General features: G+C 37.7%; 17 protein-coding genes. 13 read left to right on the top strand and 4 right to left on the bottom strand.

Going from position 1 to position 21656, the window contains the following annotated elements:
- Positions 1–249: 249 nt before the first annotated feature.
- Positions 250–999: a cyclase family protein gene (locus MHB50_RS05570; RefSeq protein ID WP_339162475.1), complete on the bottom strand. Its 750-nt coding sequence runs from the start codon at positions 997–999 to the stop codon at positions 250–252.
- 302 nt (positions 1000–1301) lie between these two features.
- Here MHB50_RS05570 and MHB50_RS05575 point away from each other — a divergent pair, with 302 nt between their 5' ends.
- The 11 genes from MHB50_RS05575 (at position 1302) to MHB50_RS05625 (ending at position 16197) form a co-directional block, all read left to right on the top strand.
- Positions 1302–2096, top strand: a complete 795-nt coding sequence (locus MHB50_RS05575) for a YwqG family protein (RefSeq protein ID WP_339162477.1) — start codon at positions 1302–1304, stop codon at positions 2094–2096.
- A 161-nt stretch (positions 2097–2257) separates the two neighbouring features.
- Complete coding sequence (locus MHB50_RS05580) at positions 2258–2506, top strand: CotD family spore coat protein (protein WP_077111194.1); 249 nt, start codon at positions 2258–2260, stop codon at positions 2504–2506.
- A 443-nt stretch (positions 2507–2949) separates the two neighbouring features.
- Complete coding sequence (locus MHB50_RS05585; RefSeq protein ID WP_340084988.1) at positions 2950–4074, top strand: hypothetical protein; 1125 nt, start codon at positions 2950–2952, stop codon at positions 4072–4074.
- Positions 4071–4295, top strand: a complete 225-nt coding sequence (locus MHB50_RS05590) for a hypothetical protein (RefSeq protein WP_340084989.1) — start codon at positions 4071–4073, stop codon at positions 4293–4295. Before MHB50_RS05585 ends, MHB50_RS05590 begins: the two co-directional genes overlap by 4 nt.
- 456 nt (positions 4296–4751) lie before the next feature.
- Positions 4752–4973 (top strand): helix-turn-helix transcriptional regulator, encoded by a 222-nt coding sequence (locus MHB50_RS05595; RefSeq protein ID WP_340084990.1) that lies wholly within the window; start codon positions 4752–4754, stop codon positions 4971–4973.
- A 97-nt stretch (positions 4974–5070) separates the two neighbouring features.
- On the top strand, positions 5071–7653 hold the full coding sequence (locus tag MHB50_RS05600) for a type I restriction-modification system subunit M (RefSeq protein WP_340084991.1): 2583 nt from the start codon (positions 5071–5073) through the stop codon (positions 7651–7653).
- On the top strand, positions 7635–8858 hold the full coding sequence (locus MHB50_RS05605) for a restriction endonuclease subunit S (protein WP_340084992.1): 1224 nt from the start codon (positions 7635–7637) through the stop codon (positions 8856–8858). Before MHB50_RS05600 ends, MHB50_RS05605 begins: the two co-directional genes overlap by 19 nt.
- 16 nt (positions 8859–8874) lie before the next feature.
- Positions 8875–11958: an HsdR family type I site-specific deoxyribonuclease gene (locus tag MHB50_RS05610; RefSeq protein ID WP_339162486.1), complete on the top strand. Its 3084-nt coding sequence runs from the start codon at positions 8875–8877 to the stop codon at positions 11956–11958.
- Positions 11959–12525: 567 nt separating this feature from the next.
- A complete protein-coding gene (locus MHB50_RS05615) occupies positions 12526–13638 on the top strand; it encodes a dipeptide epimerase (protein ID WP_205178355.1) in 1113 nt (370 codons plus the stop codon).
- Between the two features lies 1 nt (position 13639).
- Positions 13640–15034, top strand: a complete 1395-nt coding sequence (locus tag MHB50_RS05620) for a TIGR00366 family protein (protein ID WP_340084993.1) — start codon at positions 13640–13642, stop codon at positions 15032–15034.
- 38 nt (positions 15035–15072) lie between these two features.
- Positions 15073–16197 (top strand): amidohydrolase, encoded by a 1125-nt coding sequence (locus MHB50_RS05625; protein ID WP_236016940.1) that lies wholly within the window; start codon positions 15073–15075, stop codon positions 16195–16197.
- A gap of 829 nt (positions 16198–17026) precedes the next feature.
- Here MHB50_RS05625 and MHB50_RS05630 read toward each other — a convergent pair.
- The 3 genes from MHB50_RS05630 to MHB50_RS05640 are packed head-to-tail and all read right to left on the bottom strand — an operon-like array spanning position 17027 to position 19472.
- Positions 17027–17854 (bottom strand): DUF4097 family beta strand repeat-containing protein, encoded by an 828-nt coding sequence (locus tag MHB50_RS05630; protein WP_340084994.1) that lies wholly within the window; start codon positions 17852–17854, stop codon positions 17027–17029.
- Entirely contained in the window at positions 17855–18559 is a 705-nt protein-coding gene (locus MHB50_RS05635) for an ABC transporter permease (protein ID WP_340084995.1), read from the bottom strand.
- Entirely contained in the window at positions 18552–19472 is a 921-nt protein-coding gene (locus MHB50_RS05640; protein WP_339162497.1) for an ABC transporter ATP-binding protein, read from the bottom strand. Before MHB50_RS05640 ends, MHB50_RS05635 begins: the two co-directional genes overlap by 8 nt.
- Before the next feature lie 152 nt (positions 19473–19624).
- Between MHB50_RS05640 and MHB50_RS05645 the strand changes: the two genes are divergently transcribed.
- On the top strand, positions 19625–20347 hold the full coding sequence (locus MHB50_RS05645; protein WP_205178345.1) for a response regulator transcription factor: 723 nt from the start codon (positions 19625–19627) through the stop codon (positions 20345–20347).
- On the top strand, positions 20344–21432 hold the full coding sequence (locus MHB50_RS05650; protein WP_340084996.1) for a HAMP domain-containing sensor histidine kinase: 1089 nt from the start codon (positions 20344–20346) through the stop codon (positions 21430–21432). The genes MHB50_RS05645 and MHB50_RS05650 overlap by 4 nt, the downstream gene beginning before the upstream one ends.
- Positions 21433–21656: the final 224 nt, after the last annotated feature.

Below are 21656 nucleotides of genomic sequence, written 5' to 3' on the forward strand. Positions count from 1 at the left end.
GCAAATATTCGAGGTAGTGAGTGTCCATGTGCCGGCGCTATATAATGCACAAAAATAATCCCCGTGTGTTTTTAGGCTTGTAAGCGGGGATTTTTCCTTTAGTAGTAACGATAATTGGACAATTCGGCGGGCTTTATTTCATCGTTTCCTTTTCAATTTGTCTTAGTTATTTTTTCTCGCTGTTGATATATGTAAAATGGTCTGGGTGCAAGAAACTTCCTGCAAGGTTTGCGCGCAAATAGGATAACGTTATGATTCAGCTTCAGGCAAGATGGCAAATGAGCGAACAGGGAACCCCGAGGCGTTTTCTGGTTTCGCTACGATGTTAAAAATATAAGCACCTTTGGCCGGAACTCGATCCAAATTGGCCATAAGCTCAATTTGGTAAGTGTCTTGATCAAGAACGTAATATTCTCCAATTAATGCGCCGTGTTTTTGGAGTTCCATAGCCGAGTCCGTGTCATATGTCTCATGGCCAATGGCTTGAATCTTTCTTTCTTCAAATAAAAACTGTAAGGCATCCATACCCCAACCGGGAATTTGATTATTTCCTTCCTCGTCTTTGTTATTGAAGGCATCTTTATCGGGCCAACGCTTGCTCCAGTCTGTTCTAAGGGCTACAAAGGTGTTTGGCTCAATTTTTCCGTGAATTTTTTCAAAAGCGAATAAGTCGTCGATGGATAAAGTAAAATGATGATTGTTTTCAACTTCTTTGGAAACGTCGATGACGATGAGCGGGAGAATAAGTTCTTTTAATGTAAGCTCGTGAATATAGCGAGTATCACGGATAAAATGAATGGGAGCATCAATATGAGTTCCATATTGACCGGCAAATGAAAATTGTTGTGCGAAAAACCCTTCATCATGGTTGAATAACGTTTCAAAAGTTGCGTCATTGAAAGCCTCAAAATGGGGTGTGTCGGGACCGAAAGCATGTGTCAGATCTACCCATTTTCTTTGTTTTATATATGAAATAGCTTTAGCTAATTCATGTGGCATAGTATTCCTCCTTTTTATCTCCGTAAAAAAACTTCCTTATATAAAACCAGCATCTTTTTATCTCTATAGAAGTTAGCCCCGTTTTTTCCAATCTGTTCTTTATAAGGCCAATACTGAGGATCAGATATTTGTTTTTTAATAACACAATAATTTCAATATTTTTAAAAGTAAAGCAGTTCTGGGTTGCAGTTTAATAAAATGATACATTACGATTTTAAGGGCCGGAGTAGGGCTAGAAAATGCTATACTTTTGCTTTTTTTTACAGTATAGTAAGAACGAATGTTCCGAGGGAGGGGAAGAAATGAAACTACCAAAACAATTACAGCCTTTTGCCAAAGAATTAGCAGAGAGCAAAAAGCCGAGTCTTATGATTCACGGGAAAACTCGAAGCACGACACCTTTGGAAAGTAAGTTCGGGGGGCGCCCGTATTGGCTTAAAAAGGAGCCTTATCCAACAGCCAAAAATGGAGATCCCTTGCGTTTGCTGGCGCAAATCAATTTTAGTGAAATGGAAGTATCAATCCCTGACTATCCAACGGCAGGCATTTTACAGTTTTTTGTTGCCGACGACGATGTGTATGGCTTAGATTTTGATGATATGACGAATCAAGATACATTCCGTGTCGTTTATCATGAAACAATTGAGTTTGATGAGTCGAAATGGATGACGGAATTTCCCGCGTTTAGTGATGACAGTTATTTTCCCATAGAAGGGGAATGTGTATTATCTTTTGAGCGTTCAGAAGAAATTGTGTCGGCTAATGATTATCGTTTCAACGCTATTACGAAAGTCGATGCCTTATTAGATCATGCAACAGATGAAGATGATGATATGCACGACGAGATCATGGATGCGTATTATGATATCGCGGATGGACAAGGTTCAAAGCTTGGAGGATATCCGTTTTTCACCCAAGAAGATCCAAGAGCGTACGGTGACTACCCAACTTTTGATACCCTCTTATTGCAAGTTGATACGGATGATGATTTGAACATTATGTGGGGAGATGCGGGAGTTGCAAACTTCTTTATTGCGTTGGATGACTTAAAAAAGCGGGATTTTTCCAAAGTGCTTTACAACTGGGATTGTCATTAAATATAAAATATGGCGCAGAATGCACTACTTGGGAAAAAAGAAGTAAAAGTCTGGCAACATGACTATTTTTGACAAAATATGAAATCTCGGGCTTGTCGTCTAGACAAGTCTTCCCCTTTCTTCATATATTATATTAACATTAGAAAGGGGGTTCTTTTATTATGGGTTCAAATTGCCATGATAAAAAAAGAGAAGAGACAATCGTTAGCCCTACTAAAAAAATTGTAAGAAGAAAAACAAGAAAACGAGTCAGAAAGCATATTCATCCAACTGAAGTTATAAATGTCAATAGAACGATTATTAGAAATGAACATTACTATCCGGTTTATGAAAGGGAAGTTAAAGAAACGATTGAAGAAAACTATAATTGTGGAAGAAATATAAAGAAGCCCAGATGCAGGCGATATTAGAATGAATGGCAACCATTGATGAAAACCGAAAGCGCTGTCCTGATTGAAAAAGGATGGCGCTATCTTTTTATAGCAGGGATAAAGGGAAGAAAGATTTGGCTTTAATAGAGTAGACGGATTGAAATGCTTAGATTAAAAGTGTGGAAAATAAAATGAAAATTCCCTGTTTTTTTGCGGTTGGGTCATTGAAATACGTGTTTTCGCCGCCAGTCGTGTCCCATCTTGGTCGCACTCTTTATGGATGCGTTAATTGAAATCGGACAAATTCTTAGCCTGTAACGATTACTACATCGAAACGGCAACTGTAGTAAAAAGTACAGAATTACTTGATGTAAGCCGCTACTTCTATAGTGGAAGACTTCCATATAAAACACGACTTAGCAAGTCTACGGACTTTTAGATACAATAAGGAAGAAGATTTTGTATATAGCGGGGTGAAAGGCATGGTGGTGAAGGTTGGATATATTGGTACGGCCCATTCCGTTCGGCGAATTAGGAAGTTGGCAGAATCCCTCCCTGGAATAAAGCTTATAACATATATTTATGAAACGCCAACGGATGTAAAAAAGTTGCATCAGCAAGCGACTCAAGAAACGGATGTTGTTTGTTTTTCAGGCATCGTTTCATATTATTATCGGGACAAGGCGCTGGAAGGAGCAAAGCCTGTTACATTCCCTCCTTTTCATGAGTACATGATCGTTGCTTCGATCATGAAATGCCTTTTACATGATAAGATCCATATACATGACATTTCCATTGATCTTCCAAATCGAGACGCATTGGAGCGCTTGTCGAAAGATATTGATTTTCAGTTGCATGATAAGCAAATATATGATTATCAGTGGATTTATGATGATGCCATCAGCAAGGATTTCAACTTTAAGGAGATAGCGAATTTTCATCTCGAACGATACAGGAGCGGCCAAACGAAGATGGCCATCACTAGCGTTCACTTTGTATATGATATGTTGAAAAAACAACATATACCCGTCATATATATGGTCGACAATGATCAAATTCAAGAAGAGGCATTATATGATGCCTATGAACGGGTCTTGTTTTCACGTCTTCAGGATGGAATGATTGCCGTGATGTATTTATCATTGCAAGATAACCGGCCTTTTTCAGAAAGCGACTATGATGTCATCTACTCCTACTTTCAACCGATGGTCAGTTTCCACCAAAGCAAGCGCCTTAAATTAAAAAATAAACATATGATCGTGTTGATTTCTACACGAGGATTTATTGAAAAAAATCTACTAGATCAAGTAAATAAGAACTGGCTAACGGAACTGGAAAGAAACCTTGATAAGCAGATTTATTTTGGTGTTGGCTATGGAAGACAGCTTATAGAAGCGGAAGAAAATGCCGGGCAAGCGGTGCAAATTGCTCTGAGTAAAAAGGAAGGCAATGGATACATACTGACTGAAACGAAAGAAAAAATCGGGCCTGTTTTTGGGGAAACGAAACACGAGAATATTCGGATGACTGATGAATGGATGCAACAAATCGCTCATGATATAAAAGCGAATATGAAAAAACATTGCAGCGCTTTTTCAGCTTTATGAAAACAATCGACTTTCAACCATTCACTGTCAATGAGCTGGCGGCTTATACACAAGTCTCCATTCGAACATCTGAACGGTTCGTGAAGCGGTTGTATGAAGCAGGATATATAGAACTGTATGGACAAGAGCAGAGTTATCATATCGGCAGGCCAAGACAAGTTTATATTCTCCGTAAACATATAGAAACGGCGCTGCGCAGGAGATTAGGGAATCTAAGCTAAAATGAAGATGGTTATGAGGGGCTGGGATAGTTGAAAAAGTGCATACGTTCCAAGCATTGCCTTCCCCCTTTCTTATTCCTTTATTCAAATGCGATAACGTTTCAATTGCTTGTTTTCGTTTTGGGGAAGTATGTGGCAGGAAATTTATTACTTCTCAAGTTGCACGATGTCTCGTTTTTTACTCAAAGACTCGCTCGGAATACATTCAAGTGTATGTTTCATACTTTGGGCGATTCAATTGTCAAGGAACAACGAGGGAGAAAATCGTTAAAGCGCAAGTGCTGTTTTATTTCATGCATAGAATTTTATTCTCGATTATTCATTACTTGATTCACTTAAAAAAGCATAAATGTAAGTCGACTTATTTGAGTAAAATATAAAATTGAGTGAATGGATCACGACTTCGTGATAAGATGAAAAGAGGTATGAATTGTTTGTATCCAGGGGGTATGTCAAGTGAGTGTCAGTTATCATAAGCTTTTTCACTTATTAATTGACAGAGGCATTACAACGATTGATTTACAAAAGCAAGCAGGCTTTTCTGGGAACATCATCACACGTATGAAAAGAAACCAATACGTATCGTTAGAAAGTATTGAAAAGATATGCCATGCCCTGCAATGTGGTGTAGATGATATTTTGGAATTCATTGTGGAAGAAGGAAAAGCTAAAAAATGATTGGAAGAAAAAAAGCTGATTAGACAAGTTGTTATTTATTATAAAATAATGATATGACTAGAAGAGTATGCAGCTTTCTGTATAGGGAGGATACATCATGATCACATCAGATGAAATTAAAAAAAGACTTTGGGACGGCGCCAATGAATTAAGAGGATCGATGGATGCGAGCCGATACAAAGATTATATGTTAGGTTTAATGTTTTATAAGTTTTTAAGTGATAAAACACTAGACACATTTAAAAAGACAAGTGGTATGAAGCAAAATGACGAGAAAGAAATTGTACAAGCTTATCGTGAAGCGTATGAACAATACGGTGAACAATTGGTATCAATGATTCGGAATGTGCTTGGTTATTATGTGTTACCTGACAATTTATACCAAACATGGTTAGAAGATATTCGAACAGGTGAATTTGAAGTTCAAAAAGTAACGGATAGTTTAAACAGTTTCGAACGAACGATAGCAGTCACTGGGGATTCGGATGACTTTAAAGGACTGTTTTCTAATTCCACAATTGACTTCACAGACACCGCTTTAGGAAGTAATTTAAATGAACGTAGTAAAAATATAAAATCGCTTATCTTACTTTTTGCTGATTTAAATATGGTTGCCTTACAAAAAGGTGATGTTTTAGGTGATGCATATGAATATCTCATTGGACAGTTTGCAATGGAGTCAGGAAAAAAGGCGGGAGAATTCTATACACCTCATCAAGTCAGTGAAGTAATGGCGCAAATTGTTGCGAAAACGTCAAAGATTGAGTCAATCTATGACCCGACAGTTGGTTCAGGCTCTTTATTGTTAACAGTTAGAAAGCATTTAACAGAAGATGCACAAAAAAATTTAACGTACTACGGACAAGAAAAAAATACTGCCACCTATAACTTAACACGAATGAACTTATTACTGCACGGTGTGCGTCCTGAGAAGATGACGATTCGAAATGGCGATACGTTAGCAGAGGACTGGCCTGAAGACCCACAGCGACCAAATGAAGGTATACAGTTTGATGCGGTTGTCATGAACCCACCTTATTCGGTAAAAAACTGGAATAAATCAGACTTAAAAGTAAGTGATCCTCGATTTGAAATCGCTGGCGTGTTGCCACCAGATTCAAAAGGAGATTATGCATTCCTTTTACATGGATTATTTCATCTAGGACAGCATGGTACGATGGCAATTGTTTTACCTCATGGCGTGTTATTCAGAGGTGGAACAGAAGGAGAAATTCGTAAACGACTAGTAGATAAAAATCGTATCGATACAATTATCGGATTACCCGATAAATTGTTTACAAATACAGGCATTCCCGTTGCTGTTATCATTTTAAAAAAGAATCGTAACATTGGTGATCCAGTGTTAATGATTGATGCATCGAAAGATTTTATAAAAGTAGGAAAGCAGAACGTCTTACAAGAAAAAGATATTGCAAAAATTGCCGATACATATACAGAGCGTAGAGAAGAAAAAGGTTATAGCCATTTAGCAACACGAGAAGAAATCATGAAAAATGAATATAACTTAAACATTCCACGCTATATTGAATCAATCGAAGAAGATATTCCGCACGATGTTGATGCGCACTTATTTGGTGGGATTCCACGTTCAAATATAGCTGAGTTAAAGGTTTTACAATCAACTGTTCCTATTATTTTAGAACAATCTTTGAAAGAAATTAGTGATGGCTATGTCGTATTATCAAGTTCGATCGATGAGATAACGAAGAATGTTTTAAATGATCCTCGTGTCATAGAGAAATCAGAAGAAATGGAAGTTAAAATAACGGCTTATATGAATAAGTATTGGCAAGCACTTAAAAATATTGAAGATGTAAATCAAATAACAGAATTAAAAAATGAAATGCTGATCGAAATTAAAAACGTTTTATCCGAATTCAACCATGTTGATGTCTATGATGGATATCAAATTATTGCAGAAATTTGGAAAAATACATTGACAGATGATACTGAAATTATTGCATCTAGCGATTTTTATACAGCAGGTCGGACACGTGTGCCACGTATGGTAATAAAAGGTACAGGAAAGAAAAAACGTATAGAGCAAGATGGTTGGATGGGTAGTATTGTACCTAACACCTTAATTACCAAGCATTTATACAGTGGTGAGTTAGCAGAAATTAAAGCGAAGAAAACGAGATTACAAGAAATTGAAACAGAATTAGCTGACTTAGTGGAAGCTGCCAAAGTAGAAGGTAGTGAAGAAGAATTTGCATTAGGTGAAACATTAAATGATAAAGAAAATGCATTTCTTGTTGGATCTGTTAGAGCGGAATTAAAAGAAGCGAAAAAAGATACGGCAGAATATGCATTGTTAAAAAACGTAGAATCATTATTAAACGAAAAAGCCACATTAAATACTAAAACGAATAAATTAGAAAAAGAATTAAAACAGGCAACGGAAGAACGTATTTTAACATTAACGGATGACGAAATTGATCACTTAATGTATGAAAAATGGTTTGGAAATGTCCTAGAGAAAATGGTGCGTTTAATCGAAAACCCTTTAAAAGAGGAGTTACATACACTCGAAAGGTTACAAGAACGCTATTCAGAGACATTATCTGAAATGGAAAAAGAAAGTGAACGATTAGAAAAACAACTCGAAGCAATGATGCAAGAATTGGTGGTGAACGAATCGTGGAACAAAAGAAATTAGTTCCGAAAAGAAGATTTGCAGGGTTTGTGGATGAGTGGGAAGAACGGAAGTTAGGAGATTTGGCAGAAATTGTTCGAGGAGCTTCCCCAAGACCAATTCAAGATCCAAAATGGTTTGATAAGAAGTCTAATATTGGATGGTTACGAATTTCTGACGTAACTGAGCAAAACGGTCGAATTAGGTATTTGGAACAACGTTTATCAAAATTAGGTCAAGAAAAAACACGTATCTTAAATGAACCACATTTGTTATTGAGTATTGCCGCAACAGTGGGAAAGCCGGTTGTAAATTATGTAAAAACGGGAGTACATGATGGATTTTTAATTTTTAAGAATCCAAAATTTGATCGTGAGTTTTTGTTTCAATGGTTAGAGATGTTTCGGCCAATGTGGAATAAATATGGACAACCTGGAAGTCAGGTTAATCTTAATTCTGATATAGTAAAAGAACAAATAATTGTTGTGCCAAACCTAGAAGAACAAAAGAAAATAGGAGTATTTTTCAAAAGTATTGATACCATGATTATGAATCACCAACGCAAGTTAGAAAAAACAAAAGAAATAAAATCTGCTTATCTTGCTGAAATGTTCCCTGCTGAAGGCGAGCGATTGCCAAAAAGAAGATTTGCAGGATTTAATGATGAATGGGAAAAGTGGAAGTTGGGAAATTTGGCAGAGATTGTTAGGGGAGCATCCCCAAGACCAATTCAAGAACCAAAATGGTTTGATAAGAAATCTAATATTGGGTGGTTACGAATTTCTGACGTAACTGAACAAAACGGTCGAATTAATTATTTGGAACAACGCTTATCAAAATTAGGTCAAGAAAAAACTCGTGTTTTAAATGAACCACATTTGTTATTGAGTATTGCAGCAACCGTAGGAAAGCCAGTTGTTAATTATGTGAAAACAGGAGTACATGATGGATTCTTAATTTTTATGAATCCAAAATTTGACCGTGAGTTTATGTTTCAATGGTTAGAGATGTTTCGACCAATGTGGAATAAATATGGACAACCTGGGAGTCAGATTAATCTTAATTCTGAAATAGTAAAGGAACAAATAATTGTTGTGCCAAACCTAGAAGAACAAAAAAAAATAGGAGCATTCTTCAAAAGTATTGACACCATGATTACGAATCATCAACGTAAACTAGAAAAGTTACAAGCGTTAAAACAAGCGTATTTACATGAGATGTTTGTGTAAAAAGGAAGTGAAATAGATGAGCAATGCACCAAAAAACGCTGCTGAGAAGACGTTTCAAGAGAAGTTTGTGGAACGATTACAGAAGTATAAATGGGAAGCGCCTGAGGAACTGAATGGAAATAAACAAAAGGTAACCGTTCAACATTTAATTAACCATTGGCGTAGTGAGTTAAATCGCATCAATGTTGATCAATTAGAGGGTGTTCCACTAACAGATAATGAGTTTAGTCAAGTGATGGCACAGGTCAATCAAATCGCTAATAGTTTTGAAGCAGCAAAACGATTAGCAATGGAAGGATCAAAAGGTAAGATTGATGGCATATATCGTGATAATCACCCTGATGTGACGAGAGAGCAAATTACATTAACGATTTTTAAAAAGGCGGAAGTACGTGGTGGGGATTCCAGTTATCGAATTGCAAGAGAAGTAGAAACGGCGAACGGCAATCGCTTTGATCTTGTTCTCCTTATCAATGGATTGCCTTTAATTAATATTGAGCAAAAGCGTACAGATAAAACATTAGACGAAGCATTTCGACAATTTAAACGGTATTACCAAGATGGAGAGTATACACATAACTTCATGGCATTCTCACAAATGATGGTCATTACATCAGAAATTGCAACACGCTATTTTGCGACACCAAAAACGGTGCATGATTTTAACCCGAGTTTTGTTTTTCATTGGGCAGATGAAAACAATCAAGCCGTTAATAATTGGGAAGAAGTCATTAGCCAATTTTTAATGATTCCGATGGCACATCAAATGGTTGGTGACTACTTAGTCATTGACGAGGCGCGTGAAGAAGAGAATAGACGGCATATGCTTATGCGCCCATATCAAGTGCATGCGTTACAAGCTGTTGAAGGAGCTGCATTTGGTTGGGATAATGAAGATAAAATACCCCATGGTGGATTTGTTTGGCATACAACAGGGTCTGGGAAAACAATCACAAGTTTTAAAACAGCTCTATTCCTATCAACTCGTGCAGGATTCGATAAGGTCGTTTTTCTCGTGGATAGAAGAGAGTTGGATAATCGCACGAGTGAAAACTTTAAAGCGTACGCAGCATATGAGTCAGTTTCTGTCGACGATACGAAACATACGTATCAACTAAAAAAAATACTAAAATCACCCAACAATGGTATTGTCGTTACGACAACATTTAAACTAAATAGTCTAGTAAAAGAATTAATGGATACACAGGATAATAGTTTAGCTGAGAAGCGAATGGTTTTTATTGTCGACGAAGCACATCGGACGACGATGGGACAAATGATGGGAACGATCAAGCGTTATTTTAAGAAAAATAGCTTGTTTTTTGGCTTTACTGGAACGCCTCTTTTTGATGAAAATAAAGTAAGAGGAAAAATTAATGAAAAAAGCGAAGTTATTAATACAACAGAGAAGTTATTTGGGCCATTATTACATCAATATACGATTGATGAAGCAATTGCTGATAAAAACGTGTTAGGTTTTCATGTCGATTATATTAATACAGGTGAATTTAATAGCTACGATGAATTAAGAGAACAAATCATATCTGAAATGAAAAAAGAGCAACCCAATGTAGCAGAAAGAGAAATCGAGCGTCTTGTATTTGGTTGGTCTGAATTAGAAGTTGAAAAGCAAGCAAAACGAAGAGGTATTCTTGTTTACCATGATGAAACGCATATTCCACGTGTTGTTGAAGAAATATTAAGTAATTGGGAGTCTCAATCACAAGGTAGGGAGTTTAATGCAATTTTAACCGTTGCTTATAAGAAGCGGGTAATCGCTTATTATCATGAATTTAAAAAACAGATGAAAGAAAAAGGAATATCATTGAATGTGGCGATGACGTTTAGTTTCGGTAATGAAGATGACCCTAAACCGTTAGATCCGCTTATTGTAGAAGAGATGTTTCAAGATTATGCTGCATTTACAGGAATCGAATTTGTTGTAGGAGACAAAAAACATGGTGAAGATGCTTATTTTGAAGATGTTGTAGAACGAGCGACACGTGGAGGCAGTGGACGTAATCCTAAAAATATCGACCTTGTCATTGTAGCAGACCAACTATTGACAGGATATGATTCGAAACGTCTAAATACACTCTATGTTGATCGTTCACTCGAATTACAAGGGCTAATTCAAGCTTACTCGCGAACGAATCGTGTATATGGGCCTAATAAAGAATTTGGAACGATTATCAATTTTCAATATCCTAGAATAACTGAGGAAATGGTAAATCAAGCACTAACGTTGTATGGAAGTGGTGGCAAGAGTAGTAAGGCGATTGTTGAGCCATATCAAACAGCGGTTGAAAAATTAGCAATAAAAATAAGTGAAATGATTACAACTCTACCTGACCCAACGAGCTGGCAAACAATTGAACATGATGAAGAGAAGAAAGAAGCATTTATTCTTGCTTATAAAGATGCAGCTGAACAACTTCATTTAGTTCAACAGTATTATGAATATAAATGGGATGACGATGCTTTTGGAATTGATGAGCATACGTGGTTGCGCTATGTCGGTGCGTATAAAAATCTTACGTGGGAACCAGGGAACCCAGCGTCTCCTACACCTGCGAATGTGCTTGTCGGAAAAACGAAACTCGCAGGTACACAGGTGATTGATGCAAATCATATTTTAAATTTAATAGGTTCAAAAACAACGTCATCTAATGGAAAACAGACGGTAGATACAGAAACATTGCGAATCATTTATCAGCAAATCAATGAATTAAGTAATATGGGAGAGCATGAACAAGCCCAATTATTAAAAGAATTTGTAATGGAAGAACTTGAACCTGGTAACATATCAAGTGAGATTAACTTTGATGATGCATTTGAAAATTGGAAAAACAATAAAAAGAAAAAGGTTATTTATGAAATATCTAAAGAATGGGGATTAGATTGGACGGTTTTCGAAAAGTCAGTAGATGCATATTCAAGTGCAAGTCCTGATGAAATTCCTTTTATTGACGATTTAATGGAAAGCGTAGATTTTGAAGCCGCAACAAATAAAAAGGCGAATGATCAATTACAACATAATCTAGCGTTAACACCATACCTTTCTAAAGTCATTCCAGAAATTAAATTAAAATATAAGTAATAAAGAAGTGTTAACTTGTTGGCTATTTGCATACTAAAATTAAATCATGTTTAAATGTATTAAATGAAAAACGACCCTATAAAAAAATTAATCTTAAATAGGGTCGTATTTTTATATCCGCATGAAGCTGTCATTTCCCGTTATTTTATGCGAAACACTTGGTGAATTAGCATTCGGAGGTGTTTTATGGCTAAATATAGATAAGGAATTAAAATAAAGCTTGTCATCGAGTATTTATAAGGCAACCAAGGATATGAATCATTGGCAAAAAATATAATATGGGTAGCCAAGCATCAATAATTGAATGGATGCAAGTCTATAATTCTCAGGGAATGAATGGGTTACAGCGAAGAAAAAAAAGGAGTTAGTATCCTATCCAATTTATGTTAAAGACAGGTACTAAAAATTGACCAACAAGGACACACTAGTCCGGTATTTGAAGCAGATGATCAATCTAAATGGTCAAAAGCCATTGACAAGCAACAAAGTTTATTATAGTTTGTTTTTATATTAGCGACATCAAAACGACATTTATTTGAAAGCGATGTCAAGAAGGAGAGATACAAATTGAAAATAACCAAAGCAGAAATTTTCCAAATTGATTTACCCTTAAAAGAACCTTTCATCATTTCGTACGCTTCTTATCATTCCATGCCAGCCATCATCATAAAGTTATATACAAGTGAAGGAATTGTGGGTTATGGAGAAAGTGTTCCCGATGAACATGTGACGGGAGAATCGGTATATAGTGTATTTCACGCGTTAAAACATCAACTACTTCCGGCGGTGATGGGAGAGGATCCGAGAAACATTCGGGAAATTCACCAAAAAATGAACACCGCATTGGTGCGAAATGGTGCGGCAAAAGCGGCGATTGATATTGCCTGTTATGACATTTTGGGAAAAGTCAGTCAATTACCTGTTTATATGTTGTTAGGAGGAAGGAAAAAAGAACAGCCGTCTATTCCGAAAGTATTGAGTATTTTAGAACCAGAAGAAGTTGCCCAACAAGCGTTAAAGGCGAAAGCGGAAGGGTATCGAGAAATCAAGATGAAGCTTGGTATTGACCATGAAAAGGATATTGCAAGAGTCGCAGCTGTCAGAAATGCGGTTGGCGAACAGGTGCTCATTCGTTTAGACATTAACCAAGGATGGGAAAGTGTGCAAAATGCCCAACAAATGATGCGAAAGTTAGAGCCATTTAATATATCTTGGGTGGAACAGCCTATCGCCGCGATGGATGTATCTATGTTTAGAAGTTTAAAAGAGAAAAGTACGATACCGTTGATGGCCGATGAAAGTATGGTAACGGCACAAGACCTAAGGACTTTGACGGAACATCGCTCTGTTGATTATATAAACATCAAATTAATGAAGAGTGGTGGAATCTATCCGTCTTATAAACTCGCAACTCAAGCTGAGTTATTCGGAATGAAGTGCCAAATCGGATCGATGGTTGAATCTAGCATTGCTTCTGCAGCAGGATTTCACGTGGCGCTGGCAGGAGAAAATATTGTGTCTACGGAGCTATCCGGGCCTACCAAGTTTACGATTGAACCGGGGAATTTGCAATACTCTTTGCCACACGTAAATATAACTGATCATCCTGGATTAGGCATCTCTGTCGATGAGGACATCATTGAAAAACTATGTATAAAAAAAGAGGGGTTGACAGGCTAGTATGAAAGAAAAAAGGTGGGTCATCCCACATACGTACGCCATTATTTTTACCATTATTCTGATCGTTGCGATGGCCACATGGCTGATACCGGCGGGAGAGTATGAAAGGCATGAAATTGATGGAAGGCAAGTTGTAGTCGAGAATAGTTTTCATTATGTGGAAAAAAGTCCTGTATCCTTTTTTGAGATTTTCACATCCATTCCACTAGGTATGGAAAAAGGAGCAACCATTATCTTTTATATTTTTTTAGTGGGTGGAGCGTTTGGAGCAATCCAGGCAACTGGCGCAATCGATTCAGGCATTCACAAGCTTGTGGTGAAAATGGGAAAAAATGAAAAATTTTTAATACCTGTCGTCATGCTTATCTTTTCCATTCTTGGTTTCACTACTGGTATGGCGGAAGAGTCCATTATTTTTGTTCCGATAGGAATCGCCATTGCAAGGGCTTTAGGTTATGATGCCGTCGTTGGAACAGCAATGATCTCTCTGGGAGCCGCGAGTGGATTTATAGGCGGAATGATGAATCCGTTTACAGTAGGGGTGGCCCAAGGTATAGCTGAAATCCCTATCTTTTCAGGGTTTGCGTTTCGGGCAATTGTTTATATTTTTATACTGAGTGCCGGTATCATGTATGTCATGCGTTATGCAAGCAAAGTAAAAAAAGATACATCACATTCGGTTATGTATGAGGTAGAGCAGCAAGTTAGTACAGTTGATAAGAAAGATATTCATTCGGGTTTTCAAGAAAAATTTACGAAAAGACATATGCTTGTTCTTTTTACATTAGCTGGCGGGATCGGCATTAATATGTACGGAGTATTCAACTGGGATTGGTTTTTAAATGAATTGGCGGCTTCTTTTATTGTGATTGGGCTTATTGGCGGTATGATAGGCGGATTAGGAATCAATAAAACCTTTTCCTCTTTTGTAGAAGGCATGAAATTGGTTGCTTTTGGAGCATTAATCGTGGGTTTTGCCCGTACGATTCTTGTTGTTATGGAAAATGGCGTCATTATTGATACAGTCATTCATTACCTCGTCAATATCATTTCCGGTTTGCCGGCAACATTGAACGTTATCGGCATGTATGTGTTCCAGATTTTCCTGAATTTCTTTATTCCGTCGGGCAGCGGACAAGCAGCAACAACGATGCCTTTAATGGTGCCATTAGCCGATTTGTTGGGAATTGAACGGCAAGTAGCGGTATTGGCATTTCAATATGGTGATGCCATCAGCAATTCGGTGATTCCAACATCCGCAGCATTGATGGGCTACTTGGCAGTTGCGGGAATTCCGTACGACCGTTGGGTCAAGTTTATCTGGAGACTCATTATCATTTGGTGGGCAATAGCCGGAATAGGATTGGTTATGGCAGTATTGACAGGTGTAAAATAACAAAAATACAGCAAATAAAAAAATGGAGTGATTCGGTTTTGGAAAGAAAAGAAATGTACGCGTTATGGGAGCACTTGCATGCAAATCCGGAAGTGAGCTGGGAAGAAAAGGAAACATCGGCTTATTTAATCAAGTTTTTTGAAGATCATGGATTTCGCCCGGTCCCATTCGCATCTATACCAGGTTTTTACGTAGATGTGGGAAACGGCAGTCCAAAAATAGGACTGCGCGCCGATATGGATGCTTTGCTGCAAGAAGTGAACGGACAATTGCAACCGAATCATTCTTGTGGCCATGACGCTCATATGGCAATTGTTACCGCGGTTATGCTCCGCTTAAAAAAAGTAGAGTCAAAGCTATCTGGAACAGTTCGGGCTATCTTTCAACCGGCGGAAGAGCTTGGCAATGGTTCTGTCAAAGTAGTTGAAGCAGGGTGCGTTGATGACCTTGATTACTTATTTGGAATCCATCTTCGGCCTCAAAATGAATTGCCATACCCACATTGTGCCCCCGGGATTCAGCATGGCGGATGTGTCTTTATCAAAGGGAAAATAAACGGAGCGGACCATCATGGAGCAAGACCGCACGAAGGGGTAAATGCAATTGAAGTAGGCCATGCGATCCAACAGCAGATTAAGGACATTCATACATCTCCATTAGTGCCGGCAAGTATTAAAATGACTAACTTTCATGCAGGAACAGAAAATCTGAACATTATCCCGGGAAAAGCAACATTTGGATTGGATGTCCGCGCGCAATCTAACACAGTCATGGATGATATAAAGAAAAAACTGACCAGGATTTTCACGCATTTAGAACAAATTTATAAAGTGCCGATAGACATTGAATTCGTTGATGATGTTCCGGCAGCTATCATCCACCCTGAAGCCGAGCAAATAATGGGTCAAGCCATTATAAAAGTGTTGGGCAATGGCAACTTTGTGCCGGCCATTGAGACATCGGGATCAGACGACTTTCATTTTTATACTTTGTTAAGACCGGATATGAAAGCGACTATGCTCGCTCTGGGAGCCGATGTAAAGCCCGGCTTGCACCATCCGAATATGACCTTTAAAAAAGAAGCAATGGAAAATGGTGTAGAAATACTCACAACGGCATGTTTACTGTCTTTAGAAAGAAATGGAGAAAAACGGAATAACTGAGTAGCAGGGGAATGAGAAAAGAATAAAGCTTATGACTCCAACAGATCAGTGTTCATATGAAAAAATAGATTTTACGATAAATGGTTCCCTCATGTACTAGAAAAGTACAGAATCATAGAGTTTATTTAGGGTAGCCTATTCACTTTTTTTCCAACAAATTTATGAGACGGACACATCAGGAGCTGCTAGTGTTAATCTCAAATTATTGCCATTTAAACGCTTGCCAGAGGACTTTTATCCCTTTTCAACTTTAGAAAATGACAAGGTTTGAACGCAATTTTTGCTGGGGAAAATGAAAATGGCCGCTCAAAAAATCTTTCTACAAAATGCTTCAATCATCTTTGTGCTGAAAAATAGCTTGTTTGAGTATTGCTTCCCTAATTTGTATTTCTGTAGTATGCGGGGCTAAAATACACTTATGGATTACTGATTATGGATAGAAATAGTACAAAATGAGGCTCAGATCGAAGCCTGAAAAATGAAAACACCGCATGAAATCATATTTAAAAGCTTGACTTCATGCGGTTTTATTTTCACGACTTGACTAATATCAACTCTTGCGACTTTTATGGATTATCATCTGCTTTTTTCGCTTTACTCTCGAATTCAGGGAAATACTCTCCACTTTTGGATTACTCTCGACTTTTATGAATTACTTTCCGCTTTTTCGCTTAACTCTCGGCTTTTGTGAATTACTCTCCACTTTTAGATCTACTCGCCGATTTCGGGTTTTCTAGTTTTACTCTCGACTTTTGGGCTTAGTGAAGGTAAAATCTCTATTGGCTATATGGTTTAAACAAGTAACGATTATGATAGATTACTTAAAGTTCTATTTAATCATAATCCCGCCATCTTTCGTTTTGGCTGAAAGGATATTTGATCCATCGCCGATCATATGTGTTTTTTTATCATATTTTGGTAATGTCACTTCGATATCTTCACCTTCTGTTATGAATTGAAGTGATGTTGGCGATTTTAGATAGTCGATACTAATATCTCCAGAAACACTTTTTATATTGAGATTTGGCTGTTCTGTTGCCTCTTTCAATTCGATATACCCATCCGCCGTTTGTATCGTATGCGCTGTTCCGGTGCCTTTTTTTATGGCGATATCACCTGCATTTGTTTTAATATTCAAGTTTTCCAGAGCGCTTTTAGCGATTGTCACATTCCCATCATTCGTATGAAGTTCAGCATTTGAAGTGGAAAGGTTTTTTAAATAAGCCATCCCTGAAGATGTTTCAACTTGTACTGTATCCAAGGCTACATCTTCCATGGCGACATCTCCATACGCACTTTTCAGTGTCAGTGATTTACTTTGGGATTTGGGGAGTTGCACGATGATGGTTGGCGTTGGACGAAAACGGATATTTTCTTGCCATTTTTTTTTGCGTTGCTGCTCCTTTATGACGAATCTATTGTTTTCTTTATTGACTGTCAGCCTATGCTTTTTTAATGTATGTCCTTGCATTTGAACGTGTATTTGATCATCAGGCGAGTCGGAAATAGCGATATTTAACTCATCGAGTGTCACTTCGATATGTGGCATTGCTTTATATTCACCTATTGCGATGGTCTCAGCCGGTTCTTTCATAAAAAGAATTATGGCTACGGTGATGACGCTAAGCAATAGCACAAATAGGATTTTTCGGATCATTTATGCCACATCCTTTACATCAATGTTGCGGAATGATAAATAAGCAATGCCAATTCCACACAACGCTAATATGATTGGAATGATGACGACATTCGCTAAGCTGAATGAGGCACCGCCATTTGAAACCGTTGAGTTCATCAAAAAAGCGATGATGACAGCAGATGTAATCGTAGTGGCGGTCGATTTTTTCCGCATACCGAAAAATAACGGAATTAATGAGATAGCGCCCATCATGAACGCGTTCGTCACTGTATTTGGCAATGTCGCCCATAAACCTTGTGGTGTGACCGTGCCTTCAAATAACCCGAGTGATGGCTGTAAAAAGTATGTGATGATTTGCATGAGCCAAATGCCAGCAAATAAACTTCCTGTCGTAAACAAGTAAGCGAGGATTAATTTGGCAAATAAAAGTTTTTTACGCTTTATAGGATAGGTAAACAATACTTGCATCGTTTTCGTACGAAACTCGGAAATGATCAAGCGAGATAAAATAACACTGCCCAAAATGATAAATGTAATATTCGAAAAAATCTGTATGAGTGACATAAATTCTTGAAATGAACCCATAGCCCCGTCAACATCATTTTTTGAAGCTAATGAAATGAAAGCCACAAAGCCATAAATGCCAATCACACAAGAGAAAAAGTTTGTAAAATATCGTGCCATACGATGTTTGCGCCATTCTAATTTAATTAAATCAAGCATGCTGTTTCCCTCCATTAATACGATTGACAAAGTATTCTTCCAACGATTTTTGCACCGTTTCAACCTCTTCTACATCAATACCTTGCATGATTAAATGCTTTGTTAATGTGGATGGTTTTTCATTTATTTGTTGAATATGCAAGGTTCTAGCATTCACGACTCGCACCTTAGCGTTGAATGTTTCCTCTAATAATCGTTTCGCTTTGTTCGTGTCACTTACAACCATTTCTATCGTTGATTGTTGTTGATCACGCAGGGAATGCATCGAAATTTCCTCCATTAATTCACCTTGATGTAATACGCCAATCGTATCTGCAATGGATTCGATCTCTGAAACGATATGGCTTGAAATTAAAATGGTCATGCCATATTGCTGATTTAATGTGACAAGCAGCTCTCTTACTTCTTTAATGCCGATGGGATCCAGCCCGTTAATGGGCTCATCTAAAATCAGCATTTTCGGTTTGGTAACAATGGCGCGCCCAATTGCCAGACGTTGACGCATACCGAGAGAAAATTTCTTTACTTTTTTCTTTTCAATTTGCTGCAAGCCTACAATGTCTAACACTTTTTTTATATGGCTTTGGTCTTTATAACCCATATAAGCACAATGCATTTGCAAGTTTTCTTGTGCGGTTAGTTCCTCATAAAAAATCGGATATTCAATAAGGCTGCCGATGTTTTTTAGATATTCATAAGATGTTGGTATAATAGGTTGATTTTGAATGAAAATTTTCCCGGATGTCGGTTTCACTAAATTTAAGAGCATTTTCATCAACGTCGTTTTTCCAGCCCCATTTGGACCGAGAAAGCCATAAATTTCTCCTTCTTTAATATTCATACTTACTTGATTAATGACAGATTCAAGCTTAAACTGTTTTGTCAATTGTTGTGTTTCAATTATGTTTTTCATACATAAGCCTCCCGTTTCATTGCTTAAGACAATCGTAAAAGATGAAAGTAAAAAGAAAGTAAATAAGCAGGAAAATGTAAGTAATTTTTACTGAAAAGGATAGGTATGGATGAAAAAACTTGTTAGGATAGAAAGAGAAGAGAGGGAAACGCATGAAAGATGATGCAAACATTTTAATAGTGGATGATGAAGCGGGCATTTTAAAAATGCTTGACATCACATTGCAAAAAGAGCATTTTACACATATTACAACAGCGTCAACGAAAGCAGAGGCGCTGCAAGCGATAACGGGTCAAAACTTCGATGTTATTTTGTTGGATGTCATGTTGCCAGACGGGGATGGCTTTGCATTATGTTCAGCTATTCGTCAGCAAACAACAGCACCGATTCTATTTATTAGCGCGCGTTCCAGTGATTTTGATAAATTAACCGGACTCAGTGTGGGCGGCGATGATTATATTACAAAGCCTTTTAATCCACTGGAAGTTGTGGCAAGAATACGGGCGATTTTACGCCGTCAGCGTGTATACGAAAAAAAAGCAGATCAACCTGAAATGAAAAGCTATATATATGACACATTCACATTTTCACCAGATAAGGCTGTATTAACTGTGCATGGGAAAATCGTTCAAGCTACTGCCAAAGAGCTGAAATTACTGCATTTCTTTTGTGAAAATCCAAACCGCGTGTTTACGACTTCACAAATTTATGAGCGTGTATGGGGAGAAGATGTGTTTGGGGAAGAAAAAACCGTCACGATTCATATCGCAAAGCTGCGTAAAAAGTTGGGTGATCATACGAGGAAGCCAAGTATTATCGTGAATTTGCGAGGGATTGGCTATAAATTTATTCCGCCAACAGGTGATGATTCATGAAAATCCAACAACGCTTTATTCAGCATTTATTATTGGGCTTTGTCTTTTGGCTATTTTTCCTGGCGTTTATTGTTCCACTTGCGATGGAAGGAATTTTGCCGAAGCTGGGGTTTGGCGATGAACGTTATGAATGGTTTGTAGCGGTTGTTATTGGCTTTGTTACAGTCGTATGGCTCATATGGTTCGGCTGGTATTTTGGCAGCCCCTTATTACTCGTGATGAAATGGATTGGCCAACTTGAGAATGAAGACTTTTCACCCCTTAAAGAGCGGCATAAAGTGTATAAGCGCAAAGGGAAATTTAAAATGCGCTTTCGCGTATATCAAGAAGTGATCACTCAACTTGATCATATGCGGGCACAATTGCAAAAAGCAAAGGTCGAGCGCGCACAAGTGGAGGAAGCGAAACGCGACTGGATTGCGGGCATTTCACATGATTTGAAAACACCTTTAACCTATATTAAAGGCTATTCCACATTATTATTAAATCCTGATTATGAGTGGTCAAAAGAGGAACAGCGAAATTTCATTCAAGAAATTGATGATAAGGGGACGCATATGGAGCAACTAGTGCAAGACTTGAATTTAGCGCTGCGCTTTGATGGCTCACAGTCTGTACCCATTCGTACAACAACACAAAATATAGTATCGTTTGTTCAACATGTGATAGCCGATACGAGCAATGATTTGCGCGCACAAAAGCACCAATTTGAATTGCAAACGGAAATACAGGATGCAGCTATGACATTTGATCCGCATTTATTAAAGCGGGCACTCCATAATATTTATTTGAATGCAGTCATCCATAATGAACAACCTGTCATGATTTCAACAACGATTGAAAGACAACAAAATGTGGTAACGATACGTATCCAAGATAACGGGGTAGGGATGACAGAGGAAACACAACAAAATCTATTTAATCGTTATTATCGTGGCACGACGACCGAACAAAATTCTGAAGGAACAGGCTTAGGCATGGCGATTGTGAAAAGTTTGATTGAAGCGCATGAAGGCACGATTTTAGTTGAGAGTGCCCTACAGCAAGGTACAACATTCACTATAACATTACCGGTTGTAAAATAGTGCAGAAAGCGAAGCTTACATATAAGTGTAACAGGCTGACATGCGTTATGGGCAAGCAAAATAACAAAGGAATAGGGAAAGGTGACACACCATTTAAAGTCGAGGGTGAGTGCATGCAGGCAGGATTTTAAAAATGCGCATATTTTCCAAAGTGACAGCGAACATTAAGGCCCTTTTTAACTATATCTATACCCGCAAGTAAGAGTGGGTATGGCTTTCCTTTT

Source organism: Siminovitchia sp. FSL H7-0308, from assembly GCF_037980985.1.
GTDB lineage: Bacteria > Bacillota > Bacilli > Bacillales > Bacillaceae_C > Siminovitchia > Siminovitchia thermophila.